Below are 11,801 nucleotides of genomic sequence, written 5' to 3' on the forward strand. Positions count from 1 at the left end.
GTCACTTTTTCCCGAAAAGTCTTGCAAAGAAACCGGGCTTTTTCTCTGTAGCTTTCTCGGGCTCTCGCGCCGCTTCCTCTGCCGCCTGTGTTTCTTCCGCCGGGGTATCGTAATGGCGCTTTTCGTACTTCACTTTTTCTATGATTTCTTCCGCCTCCATCCCGCTCGCGGCTTTAACTTGCTCAATAGCGACTTTTTGATAGATGAAGGCGCCCTGCGGGTCACAGAGACGAATGTCCGAGTAGCAAGTCGACTGGTTGAGATCAAAGGGATTTACCTCCATGACCTCGGCCGCTTCCATGAGACCGCTCTCTAACTCACTTGCCTGACGGAGCGAAGTCAAAAATACCGCTAAGTTGTCACCGAAAAAGGTCTCAAGGCAGTTCCGCACGCTTGCATCGCCCTCGTAATCCCGAAGCAAGGACTTCACCTGTTCCGGAGCCATGTAGATGCCGGCCGCGTAATTTTCACTTAAGATGTCATGGTCGGGTTCCGGAATCCACTCAGGCACGAAGCTCTTCCACGGACTGCAGTAGCGCTTCATCTCCGGATGTTCCTCAATGAGGAACGAGTAAGCCGAGCCGCGGACATACTGATATTCGGTGAAGAAACCGCTGACCACCGCCATTCCGTAGAGTATGCCCTTCTCACTGGCCCTCCGGATATCCCAGGCCGCAACGGTCTTCATAATGTCTAAGTACTTCTCCCCGTAAAAAGACTCGTGTTCCGCCTGATACGCCTCCGCAAAGCGCTCTGCTACGCTACTGTCTCCTTCCTTTAACGCCTTCATCGGCGCAAAGAAGCAGCGCTCCATCTCATCCCTGCGAATCGCATGGTAGGTAATGTCAAACCCCATGGTGAAATCTCCCTTCTGTTTCCTGAAATTGTCTAGCAGTCTCGCCGCCGGTAGATACGGATCGTCAGTACATACGAACAGACAAATGCACACACCGCGGCTGACAGTATCATAAAGCCGACCGCAATCGTTCCCCGCGCTGTCATCGGGGTCGGGATGCGTACATTGATGAAACTGCTGATTGCAACCATGATGCCAAAGCCCAAAAGCAGGCTGATAACCAACAGAGCTTCGCCTCTTTCCTCTCCTCCCGGTGAGCAATACAGCGGAAAAAAGATTGCCCCCATAAACAAACTGACGCCGACCCCTCCCACATACAGATTAAACACATCTGTGTGCTTGTCAAATAGAAAACCTCGAAACACCAGCGATAAACCAATCCCGATTCCGGCAAGCAACATTCCGAACGCGAGCCAGATTAGCAGGCTCAGAAAGTAGCTTCTCACAATCTCGGTTCTCCTTACCGGCATTGACAGCTTATACTTATCCCATTTAAAGCCCCTTTCTTTCAGGCTTCCGACAAGCGAGATGAGCGAAAAACCGACCATGCAAATCAGGGTAAACGAAATAATCAGACTTTGATTTTTCATAACAATACTCGACACACAGAGCAAAATCATGAGCCCTGTAATAGCCTTCGCATTGTCCAAGGTTGCAAAACAATTGTTTTTCAACAGTCCCTTCATATCCTTTCTCCCTTGATCAGCAGCAGCATGATTTCCTCAATGGACACATGGTCAATCACAGCATCCTTGTACTTTCTTTGTGCGGCTTTGCCGTCGGAAAGCAGTACATCGACCTGATAATCCCGTTTCAGATAAGCCATCATATCCTCTTGGTTCAAGGCCTGAAATTGATTCTCACTGCAGCGCATCACAGCATAATTATAACGCAGCTCATCTTTCAGCGCGGAGAAAATCAGCCTCCCGTTGTGGATAAAGGTAATGTAATCGGCTATCTTTTCCAAATCACTCGTGATGTGAGATGACAGCAAAATAGAGTGCCGCTCATCCTGCACAAAATCCAGAAACACATCCAACATCTCATCCCGCATGATGGGATCCAGTCCGCTTGTCGCCTCGTCTAAAACAAGCAGCTGCGGATGATGCGATAAGGCAGCCGCAATTGCCAGTTTCATCGTCATTCCTCTGGAATACTGTTTGATTTTCTGAGTCGGAGCCAATTTGAACTTCTCAAGGTAATGACAAAACAGCGTCTTGTCCCAATTTCTGTAAATGCCCGCCATAATTTCCGACACTTGATTTGCACTCAAATAACTCGGAAAATTATCCCCGTCATAGACGACACCTATCCGTTCTCTGATATCCGTATCGGAATCCCGCATCTCTTTTCCGAATAATTTGATGCTGCCGTCGTATTGCGCAATCGTATTTAGAATACAGCCGATTGTGCTTGTCTTTCCGGCCCCGTTTTCTCCGACAAAGCCCAACACAGCTCCGTACGGCAGCGAAAAGCTGATGTCCTCCAAACGAAAACTCGATCCCGGAAATGACTTGGAGACCTGCCGCAACTCTAATATATTTTCCATATTATTCGTCCTCCAGATAGAACAGCGCCAATAGCTCCTTCAATTTTTCAAGCGAAATTCGGTTCGTTCGGCCTATTTCCGCGGCGATTTGCAAATGTTCTTCGGCGATGCGCTGCTGTTCTTCCTGATAGAATTCTTTGTTTTGTGCGGAAACAAAACTGCCTCTGCCAACCGTGGTTTCTATAAAGCCATCTCTTTGCAGCTCCTCATACGCTCTCTGGACAGTAATGACACTGACATGGATTGATTTTGCCAGCGCACGCATGGAGGGAATCGCATCCCCCGCCTTCAGTTCCCCGCTTATGATCATGGCTTTTACCTGTGTTGTGATCTGCTCATAGATTGGTTTTCCGGTATTGTTGCTGATCACAATGTCCAAACCGCATCACCCTCCTTTGTCAAAGTGTACTTATTGTATATGTACATTATATCAACATACCGAGTATTTTCAACAGAATTTTTCTCTTCTTATTTGCGTCTTGGACCGTTTCCTAAGCGCAGCGGAAGATGCAGGCATAAAGATAGCACAATCCGACTCCATGAAGAAGTCGGATTGCGCTATCTCTTTTAAATGCAAGCGGCTCCGAAGCCGAAGCCTCGTCAAAGGCACACTACAAGAACCTATCTTATTCGATATTCCGTACCACGCCCGAGAACAGCAGGGAGCCATCCTCCGCGGTCACGAGGAAGAGGAAGGAGCGGTCGAAGGTAATGTCCAGAGGCTCGTCCATCTGCATCGCCGCTCCCGCCATGGCCAGCATGGTATAGGCCGCTCCGGTCACGCCCTGCTCATCCACCTCTACCATGGCCGCGTGTGTTGCGCGATTCAGGAAGAAATTGTTGCTTGCATCCGTGAGCGGTTTAAAGTCCGCCTTGCCGCTATCCATCGCATCTGTAATTCCCATGGCAGCAAGCGTCTTCATGAGATCTGTCTCCTTAGAAACCTTGAATTTCGGCAAAGTCAGATTCACACGGTACGAAGTCCATTGCGCTGTGTCCGTCGGCGGCAAAGCATCAAAGACTGCCGCATCTTCCGTGAGTTCATTGACCGCAACGCCCTCCTTCGGCAGATAAAAATACATGTCGCCGCTGTCCTTAAGAGGCAGGCGCACTGCGGTAAATTTCTCCGCTTCCATGACGCCCATTGTGTCGGTTTGATGCATCATATCAACCGTCGCATCGCCCTTGGTCCCGTGGAAGGTCTCCTTTGTGTTGCCCGCGGCATAAAATTCGTCAACCCACGCTGCCTTATAGTAGATGGTCGATACCAGAGCCAAAACCGTATCCGGCTCGAGCTTTAAGTTCTTGGTGTACTCCGTCAAAAGTCCGCCGGTGTTTTGATCTGTCCACTTGCGGAGAGCCTCATCCATTTCCGTCGAACCAGGCTTTCCGCGAAACGAAGACGCATAGTAGATTTTCGCGAGCCTCTCCAGAGTTTCCTCGCTGTAGCTCACGGAATTGTTGAGCCAGAGCGAATCCGCGAGTAAGCTCTTGATGAGCGGCGTGTCAACATAGTTGCTCTCCCAAAGCGCCGTAATGCGACTCCGCAGAACTTCAATGTCCGACGCCTCAAGCGCATTCAGAATCTGCTGTCTGGTCTCTCCGTCGGAGACCTCTGCGAGCATTCCGATGGCAATATAAATATTGAGCGGGGAGCAGACGGTGTTATCATCCGACTCATTCAAAAGCTTCGGCAGCAAGCTCTGATAATAGCCGCGGAGTTCTGTCTGATACGGTTCAGACAGAGCAATCTTCTTTTGATAGAACTTGAGCCAGTCCTGATACTCCTGGCTTTCCGCAAACGTCTGCGCATTCTTCTCCTCCGCCGCCGGAACAGGGTAATTCGCCTCCACCGCCTTCAACGCAGCCGTCGGCGCACAGGCCGAAAGCGCGGACGCGGAAAGGGTCAGCGCCGTCAGCATTGCAAGACTTTTTTTTCGGAAATGTTTCATGGCTTACCTCCTTATTCTGCCGGTGGTTTTCGCTTCGGTGCAATCCGTTCTTTCGCTCGTTTGGTAAGCATCTCTTCCTTGAAGCACTCCGCCGTTTCTGCCAGCGCTTCGTCTAAGTACACGGTACCCGCGTAAAATTCCCGCAGTATCCTCCGAAGAAACGCTTCATAGGCCGGAAGTTCGGGCAGCATTCGCTGTAAGCCCTCTTCCTTGGAAAGAAGCTCCCCGCTCCGCAAAAAACAATGATAGCGGCAGAGGTTCATGACGGAATCCACCATATCCACGGGCGCATCGTGCTCATCGTAGGCGATGCTCTCCGTAAAAGTCTCGCGGGAGATGTCGGGAAAGAGCGCCGTAATCTCCGGCCCTTCGAGCACTATGCCCCTCTGCCTTAGGTTAAAGATATGGCTTGTGATATCCTCATCCCTGCGCGATTCATCATCCCAATTCTCCCAACCTGCCTCGCGGACATATTCATCCCAAAAGGGCGAATAATGGCATTCCGTGACATAGGGATGCTCCCCCTCGATAAGCTCCTTCTCCGTGAGCACGGACACTTCAATTCCCTTCGCCGGCCCTTCCTCACTGAGCGCTCGCATCTCCTCAACAAAGCGAAGGCGCTCGGTCGCGCTGAGCCGCTCCGAAACCACCGCGAGCGCATCCACATCGGAGCGCTCCCAGCGAAAGGCATTCTGCGCCACCGAACCGTGGATATAGATGCCGATGAGCTTAGCGCCCAGAATGCATCTGAGTTTATTTTGAAACCTCCCCAAAAACCTGGTGAGTTGTTCGTCCTGTTCCGGAATATGACTGCTCATATTTGTCTCTCTTTCGGTAGCCACAGTGTGATCCCTTGCCCGTTTTGATAATGCGCTCTTTGCTGCTTTGTTTGAAACCCGAATTTTTGAAATTCTTTCACCAGGGTATGCATATAAAATCCGTGCGTTACAAGGATGCAGTCCTCGCCCGCGGCGCATACTTTTCCGACCAGTTTTCTCGCGCGGCGCTCTGTGAGACGTCTGGATTCGTCTTGCCTCGGATGATTCAAAAACCACTGGATTCTCCCCGTCAGATTCCAAAACCAGAGCGGCAGCCGTAATTTCGTATCAAAACCGGATCTTAGCGGAACCTCATCCAAGAGCCCCGTTTCTTTTGCTTCCGCTTTGTGATAGAGGCAAAGCGCAGTGCTTTTGCTTCGCTCTAAGCGACTGATGTAAACAGCGCCCACTGCCTCTTGAATGGCTGACGGCTTTGCGGCTTCAATCGGCGCTCTGTCGTACTCTCTGCACGCCCGATCAAATTCCGCCGAGCTGTAAAAGCTGCGCCAATCATATTTTACTTTGCAATGCCTGATGAGAATGACTTTTATATTGCTCCTCCTCGGCTTCCGGACACTCCCGCGGAAGCAAATAAGGTACCGCGCTCTGCGCCGTGAAACCGAATCCCAAAGCGCCTACGCTTAAGTACAAAGTTCTGTTTTCTTTGAAACTGCTACAAGTAAATTGTCTCTCTTTTGGCTTCGAAGCAAAGTAAGTTTCCGTTACGATTTGCTTAAACTTTGATTGCCATATGCGATGAGTCGCTCAAAGTTCTCTCGCCAAGCGGCTTTGCAGCCTTCCTTATTTCTCCAGATTGCTTCCGGCCCGCTTGTTCTGCCGAGGTCAATTCCATACATCCCGCGGACAGCTTTCAGCTTCTGCGGATTTTTTGCCTTTCCTGTCTGGTAGCAAACATTTTTTATGTCCGAATAGAGAATCACCGCGCAGAAATTTTCCATCGCCCTCACCTTTAGAACTGTGGAAAGCTGATTGCGAAACTTATCCTCATCCAAATGCTCATAATGACTGACCAAAATGTATCTCTTGTTCGGAATCGGCTTCAACACATCGGAATATAGCAAAGGCAAAACTTTTTCGGCCTTTAAAATATCATCCCCTTCCAAGATAGCTATGACAAGATTACAGTCCTCATGGGCTCGGACATACAGACCTTGGGACAGCTTCTTTGCCGATTGCAGCAGCCGATGTACGCTTGTTGCCGGAGCTTTGAACGCTTGGTACTTGTTCTCGGTCGCAAGTTGAACTTCTTCCGCAGTCATATGGGCATCGTCTTTCTCGAGGTCAAACAAAAAGAGCCCTGCGGGAATCTCTGCATCATCCGCCTGCCGATTCAAACATACCGGCTCCATCACTCCGCCGAGGCGATTAAAACCGTAGACATAGTTGTGTTCGCTATATCCACCCATCGTGACCAGATTGAAACAGTGATTCTCTATCGCCCTGGCCTTGTTATAGCGATACCACTTCGAATAAACAACATCGCCCCCGGTGGAATTCAAAATCAAATCCACGCCCTGAAGACCGTAAATTCTGCCGAACAGGGAATGATTGCAGTCATAACAAATCGACATGCCGATTTTATAGCCCTTGAACGCAATGGGACGGAACAAACTTTCAATGACTTCCGGATAATTCTCCGCCTCGAACGCGGAGCAACCCGTCATGGTGTGCTTTATGTAAAGGGCATGCTTGGTTTCATTCTTCTTTGCCCCAGCATTGACATAGATGCTGTATATATGCCCCTTGATATCTTCAGAATTTACAATCAGCGCGCAACCAAGCTCCCTGCTGAGTCGCTCTGCCTTCTCGACAAAGGAATGGTAATCTCTCTCCGACAGGATATTGGGGAAGCACACATCCGCTAAAAACGGCACATAGCAAAATTCGGGAAATACCAGAATATCAACCTTGTTGGCTTTCACGATACGCATCGCCTTCTCAAACGGCTCCTCTTCCTGCTCATCTTCTGTCTGGAGATACATGCAGACTCTTAGTTTGACTTTCTTATCGGAACGCTTGCCCTCTTCTTTTGCTTCATCCGGAGTTTCTTGTAACCTCGGCTTTTCGATGTGCAGGGTTTCAAATCCAAGCCTCTCGAAAAAACGCACCGTTTCCATACCGCCCGAATACTCATCCTTGCCAATCTCAATTCCGAAAGCCTCTCGATAGGCCATTCCGCGTATGTGTTTTGCCGGGTATTTCTTTCCTCCGTAGATAAGATAGGTAGAACGCGCCGCCGGATACTCGGGCCTTTCTTCTACAAAGCGCTTTATGGCGCGGATAACGTGTTCCCTCGTAACAAGTTTCCAGTCCTTGGTTTGTTTCATACGTCGATACCTCCCCTTGGCGATTTTGAATGTGAGCGCAAATAGACTCTATATGGATGAGCGTAGAACTTTTGCGAGATTGTGCCAAATCGGGTGAATATAGCTACAAAGCAAAGATCTAGATGTGCTTCCACAAGCATACCTTCTTGCATCAAAAAGCAGGTACATAACGCCTCCTCAAGGTGCATGTACCTGCTCCTTCAAACCTCTATGAATCTTCTTCATTATTTAGCGAGACGGCTCCATCGTATCCGATTCGCAATCCCGATGTACTCTGATTTGAATCTTATCGCGTATACTAGCAACTCTTATTCCTATAGCGGAGTCATTTTGTACTACAACCGTCTCCCCACAAGGAAATAAATCTTGATCATCTACGACTCTCACCTTGTAGCAAATAAGCGCTTCCATACCTCCTTTATAATCTCCGATATTAAATCCATTGCTAAACAAATTGTCTTTTTCAATTGTACCGTCCGGATTTGTGTCATTATAAATCCTTGTTGTCCCAGGTACAAAAGTCAATCCGTCACCTAAATTATCATAGGTCACCACATCTTTTAGAAGTGTCGTTCCGGTATTTTTAAAATGTATCTTCATATCCAGAACCTCTCCCGGAACAGCATCTATGCTATTGTGATAGTCATTTGCCCCTTCCTTTGAAACGGTACAATCCATATCAAATCCTGTCTTATCAACCTTCAATCTAAATGTAATACTACAACCATATTTTCCACCGCCCGGTAACAGTCCCCATCGGTCATACCCAAGCTTTGTTCCCTTATAATACCCCCCCACTCCAAATAAGGCCTCATCACTGATTAGCTTACCGTTCAGCTCTCCTCCCGTGCGTAATCTGCAAGAGTTCCGAATATAGCGCAATGATATAGGCTCATTTGCCTGTATATAAGCTGTATCCCATACTTCCTCAGGCGTGGCATTTGTTGTGGTTATTGTCCCTTTAATCTGGACATTCTCCCCTTTATTTATATTCTCCGGTATTCTCTGCATGATGAGGCGAATATTCTGTGCATAAGTTTCACCAGAACCGCTATCTAAGCTGGAGTCTGCGTTATTATCAACGAATACCTGTACTTCATATTCTGCCCCAACCTCAGCAACCACATTATCACCAAATTTATCTTCGCTATCGGCCTTTCTGATTCTGACAAAATTTCGCTCATCTCCAGTGGCCGGATTATTCGTCATGGAGTTTATTGTCGCTGTTTCAGCATGTTCACCCCATGAGTACATAATACGTTCAGGTCCCCATGTCTTGAACTTCTGAGTCTTCGGAGCTTCGCCTTTAACCTCTTTACTCCCAGTTTGTACTCCCTCATGTGTCTCATGCACGACCGATTCAGTCTCCGAAGTTTTACTCGCAACACTTTCCCTATCTGTCTGCTTGTCGGACGTCTTATCTTTTCTCCAAAAGAACACTGCCACTAGAGCGAGCAATAGCAAGCAGACAATCAAAAATGGACTGTGCTTTTTGCCCTGTTTCGTGTCTCCCATAATTATCCTCCTTTTTGTTTCATACAGGCTTCCTTTGCCTAAAATAATCCCATCTACAAATCCCTATGAAAACTTCATAGCTAAAATAAGTCTTTGTCTGCAATGCACAGCAAAATGTCATCTCTGTTATTAAACTTTTATTAATAGCACTATTCAATCATAGCACTTTGACATATATTGTCAATTATTTTCGCCAAATATTTGAATATAACTAACCATTTAATTCTCAGTCATTTCTTTCAAGCCCTAATTAAGCGAAAAAGGCCCCCCTGTTCTCGGGTGGCCTTCCATATCATCTCATCCTCAATCATTCTCCGCACTTGCCTCCCGCATCGCGCCGGAGTGTGCATCGATCTCGTAGTCATACTCGGTGTTGCCCACATAGAACTCAATCTCGTACACGCCTCTGCCGTCATCGTCTTCATAGCAGCAGTCCACACTGTACCCGTCCGATGTGAGCTTTTTCGCAATGATCTCGTTCAGGCTGCGTTCATCTTCCGCAATCAGGATTCTCACGGCTTCTGCCTCCTTTGTCTTAATCTCATCGATTATACTTTGGAAATATTAGTATCGCATTAAAGCAGAGAAATGAGAAGGTTCATTCTTCCGCACAACAAAAAAGCAAGCCTTAGAAAAGACTTGCTTTTTACGCTTTTCCCCGAACCGCTTTGAGCTCTATTATCATGTCTCTTTCGATCCGAAGCGACAAGCAGCTTGTAAATCCTGTTTGCTTTCTATCTCAGCCTTCCTTCTCTCGGACATAGAGCGGCGGCTCTGTCCGCACGCCGTCCGCGAAGCCCGCCCGTCTGAGCGTCACAAAATCCACATAGCAGACGCGGCGCAGAAGATGGCGGCAGGCATCGTAAATCTCCCGGAAATACGCGCGGCAGTTCTCCTCCGGCACATCCAGGATGATGAGATAGGACTGGGTTCCGTCCCCGTCGCTCTTTAGGAGCAGATCCAGCATGGCAATTTCCCGCCGCGACTTTGCGTAGGCAATCAGCGCGCTTTTAAGGGCAGTTATCTCTTCGTTTTCCGCCGGGTAGCCGAGCATCATCTTGCTATCCCGCTCGATGGTTTTGCTCTGCATCTTGGCCTCCCCGAACTCACTCTGATAACCGGGGGAATTTTTGATGCTGCGGATGATGTCGGGCGAAACGTAGAATAGTTGCGGTCCGTAGGGGTTGATCACAAAGCCCTCGTTTTCCCGGAGCATCCCGATAATCTGCGGAAAGTGGAGCACGATGGTCTCCCGCTTCCAGCCGTTTGCGCCCTGCGCTTCCATCCGTCGTATGGCGTCCCAATCCGTATAGACCGGCAGGGCTTTCTCCCCCTCATCCAGAGTGACGCGGGCGATTCCGAACTGCATGCCCTTTTTCAGCGTCACCGTGCCGCTCCCCTCGGGCAGGCTTCCGTCCGTGAGCACCCCGAGCAGGTAGTGGCTCCGTACCAGCTCCCGGAAAAAGAGATTCAGAAAGTCCCACTCCTGCTGAAAGCGAAACACGACCCGCGTGAGCCCAAGAAGATAGGGATTTTCAATCGGCCGGTTCACATCGACCTCAATCTGATAGGGAATGTTCGTAATCAGGGCATAGGTCCAATCGAGGGACAAGCCCTCTTTTCCCGAAAAGAATAGCTTCGTGTTTGCACCGCTCCCCTGCATCTCCTCTAAGACCGGGTGGGAGATGTTGCCGTCGCGGTGTAATACCGTGACCCGCTCACCGACCGCGGCCTCGCCGAAGAGCTCACCCTCGGCGTAAAAGCCTTCCCCGGCGTCCGGCAAAACTCGCTCCGCCATCAACGTAAAGCGCAAAGGCGCTTTTTTCAGTGCATTTTCCGGCTGCGATTCCGGCTGCTGCGCTTCCGATCCGTCCGGCTGCTTTTTGCCGCCAAAGAAATTCTTCAGTGAATCAAACATTTCGTGCTTCCTCCCCGTTTCCGTATATCCTGACGGTCAGTAACAGTTTCTCCGCCAGCCGTACCGCCTCATCACAGTGTTCCTTTTTAATCAGAAATACGCCATGCGTCTCGCTGAACATATCGAGCTCCGCGAGGCAGTAATCGCTCCACTGTGCACTCAGTTCCCGGCACCAGCCTTCTATGTCGCCGGGCGCATCGTGCAAACCGTCTTCTCGGATTACCAACTGATACCCTTTGCAGAGCTTTCCGACCAACATGATGAAGCTTTCCTTATCACACTTCCACTCAAGTTCGACCGCTCTTCTTTGCTCCAACATCTCCTCGTAGAGCGCATTCCGCGCATCTTCCGCAGCTTCGAGGCTGTCGGGCTTATGCTTTTTTAAAAAGCGCTTGGTTCGCTCGCTGTCACCGAGCAAAAGCAGCGCGAGTTCTCGAAAATCCGCCTGAATCGCCTTGCCGTCCACACGCTGCACCTCGATATATCTGCTTGCTTCCGGAAGCTTTAAGCTTCTCACAAAGTTCCGCAGAATCTGCACCGCCTCCGGATAAGCGAGTTCCGGAATCATATAGAATCTGCCATCCACATCCAGATGTAAGTCGACACAGTCCTTTTTCTTGTTGACAGTCACCTTCATCCGCGTGCAACCCTGAATTGCCTGCGGCGGGGTCAGTTCCATGTACGGAATGTATCCGTCCTGCATCGCTTTCAGCGTGTTATCGATTCCGATTATATGAAAGCCGTTCCGGTTATAGTTCGGCTCCTTCATATGCCAGTCTTCGTAGTTTTGAAAGAGAACCCGCTGCATCCAGCTGTTAAAACTCCTGTCCCTCATCTTTTCCCGC

General features: G+C 49.3%; 12 protein-coding genes. All 12 read right to left on the minus strand.

Features of this window, described 5'->3' with window-relative positions:
* Nucleotide 1: 1 nt before the first annotated feature.
* Entirely contained in the window at nucleotides 2-856 is an 855-nt protein-coding gene (locus QU660_RS07015) for a hypothetical protein (RefSeq protein WP_304945819.1), read from the minus strand.
* Nucleotides 857-888: 32 nt separating this feature from the next.
* Nucleotides 889-1,542: an ABC-2 transporter permease gene (locus QU660_RS07020; protein WP_304945820.1), complete on the minus strand. Its 654-nt coding sequence runs from the start codon at nucleotides 1,540-1,542 to the stop codon at nucleotides 889-891.
* The gene (locus tag QU660_RS07025; RefSeq protein WP_304945821.1) at nucleotides 1,539-2,405 is read right to left on the minus strand and encodes an ABC transporter ATP-binding protein; all 867 of its coding nucleotides are present in this window, start codon (nucleotides 2,403-2,405) and stop codon (nucleotides 1,539-1,541) included. Before QU660_RS07025 ends, QU660_RS07020 begins: the two co-directional genes overlap by 4 nt.
* Nucleotide 2,406: 1 nt before the next feature.
* Nucleotides 2,407-2,784, minus strand: coding sequence for a GntR family transcriptional regulator (locus QU660_RS07030; RefSeq protein WP_009533351.1), 378 nt, complete (start codon nucleotides 2,782-2,784; stop codon nucleotides 2,407-2,409).
* Between the two features lie 247 nt (nucleotides 2,785-3,031).
* Nucleotides 3,032-4,357, minus strand: coding sequence for a serpin family protein (locus tag QU660_RS07035; protein WP_304945822.1), 1,326 nt, complete (start codon nucleotides 4,355-4,357; stop codon nucleotides 3,032-3,034).
* Between the two features lie 11 nt (nucleotides 4,358-4,368).
* Complete coding sequence (locus QU660_RS07040) at nucleotides 4,369-5,175, minus strand: aminoglycoside adenylyltransferase domain-containing protein (protein WP_304945823.1); 807 nt, start codon at nucleotides 5,173-5,175, stop codon at nucleotides 4,369-4,371.
* Entirely contained in the window at nucleotides 5,172-5,768 is a 597-nt protein-coding gene (locus QU660_RS07045; RefSeq protein WP_330693255.1) for a histidine phosphatase family protein, read from the minus strand. The genes QU660_RS07040 and QU660_RS07045 overlap by 4 nt, the downstream gene beginning before the upstream one ends.
* 129 nt (nucleotides 5,769-5,897) lie before the next feature.
* Nucleotides 5,898-7,523, minus strand: a complete 1,626-nt coding sequence (locus tag QU660_RS07050; RefSeq protein WP_304945824.1) for a carbon-nitrogen hydrolase family protein — start codon at nucleotides 7,521-7,523, stop codon at nucleotides 5,898-5,900.
* 228 nt (nucleotides 7,524-7,751) lie between these two features.
* The gene (locus tag QU660_RS07055) at nucleotides 7,752-9,038 is read right to left on the minus strand and encodes a hypothetical protein (protein WP_304945825.1); all 1,287 of its coding nucleotides are present in this window, start codon (nucleotides 9,036-9,038) and stop codon (nucleotides 7,752-7,754) included.
* Nucleotides 9,039-9,341: 303 nt separating this feature from the next.
* Nucleotides 9,342-9,554, minus strand: a complete 213-nt coding sequence (locus QU660_RS07060; RefSeq protein WP_330693188.1) for a PepSY domain-containing protein — start codon at nucleotides 9,552-9,554, stop codon at nucleotides 9,342-9,344.
* Nucleotides 9,555-9,777: 223 nt separating this feature from the next.
* On the minus strand, nucleotides 9,778-10,956 hold the full coding sequence (locus QU660_RS07065; protein WP_304945826.1) for an SseB family protein: 1,179 nt from the start codon (nucleotides 10,954-10,956) through the stop codon (nucleotides 9,778-9,780).
* Nucleotides 10,949-11,791, minus strand: coding sequence for a DUF6630 family protein (locus QU660_RS07070; RefSeq protein ID WP_304945827.1), 843 nt, complete (start codon nucleotides 11,789-11,791; stop codon nucleotides 10,949-10,951). Before QU660_RS07070 ends, QU660_RS07065 begins: the two co-directional genes overlap by 8 nt.
* Between the last annotated feature and the right edge of the window lie 10 nt (nucleotides 11,792-11,801).

This window comes from Stomatobaculum sp. F0698 (genome assembly GCF_030644385.1).
Classification (GTDB): domain Bacteria; phylum Bacillota; class Clostridia; order Lachnospirales; family Lachnospiraceae; genus Moryella.

What these genes read in the sequence shown, in the direction of transcription:
- QU660_RS07025 (WP_304945821.1), bottom strand. Translation starts at nt 2,405, where the DNA reads ATGGAAAATATATTAGAGTTGCGGCAGGTCTCCAAGTCATTTCCGGGA.
- QU660_RS07035 (WP_304945822.1), bottom strand. Translation starts at nt 4,357, where the DNA reads ATGAAACATTTCCGAAAAAAAAGTCTTGCAATGCTGACGGCGCTGACC.
- QU660_RS07015 (WP_304945819.1), bottom strand. Translation starts at nt 856, where the DNA reads ATGGGGTTTGACATTACCTACCATGCGATTCGCAGGGATGAGATGGAG.
- QU660_RS07065 (WP_304945826.1), bottom strand. Translation starts at nt 10,956, where the DNA reads ATGTTTGATTCACTGAAGAATTTCTTTGGCGGCAAAAAGCAGCCGGAC.
- QU660_RS07055 (WP_304945825.1), bottom strand. Translation starts at nt 9,038, where the DNA reads ATGGGAGACACGAAACAGGGCAAAAAGCACAGTCCATTTTTGATTGTC.
- QU660_RS07040 (WP_304945823.1), bottom strand. Translation starts at nt 5,175, where the DNA reads ATGAGCAGTCATATTCCGGAACAGGACGAACAACTCACCAGGTTTTTG.
- QU660_RS07020 (WP_304945820.1), bottom strand. Translation starts at nt 1,542, where the DNA reads ATGAAGGGACTGTTGAAAAACAATTGTTTTGCAACCTTGGACAATGCG.
- QU660_RS07070 (WP_304945827.1), bottom strand. Translation starts at nt 11,791, where the DNA reads ATGAGGGACAGGAGTTTTAACAGCTGGATGCAGCGGGTTCTCTTTCAA.
- QU660_RS07050 (WP_304945824.1), bottom strand. Translation starts at nt 7,523, where the DNA reads ATGAAACAAACCAAGGACTGGAAACTTGTTACGAGGGAACACGTTATC.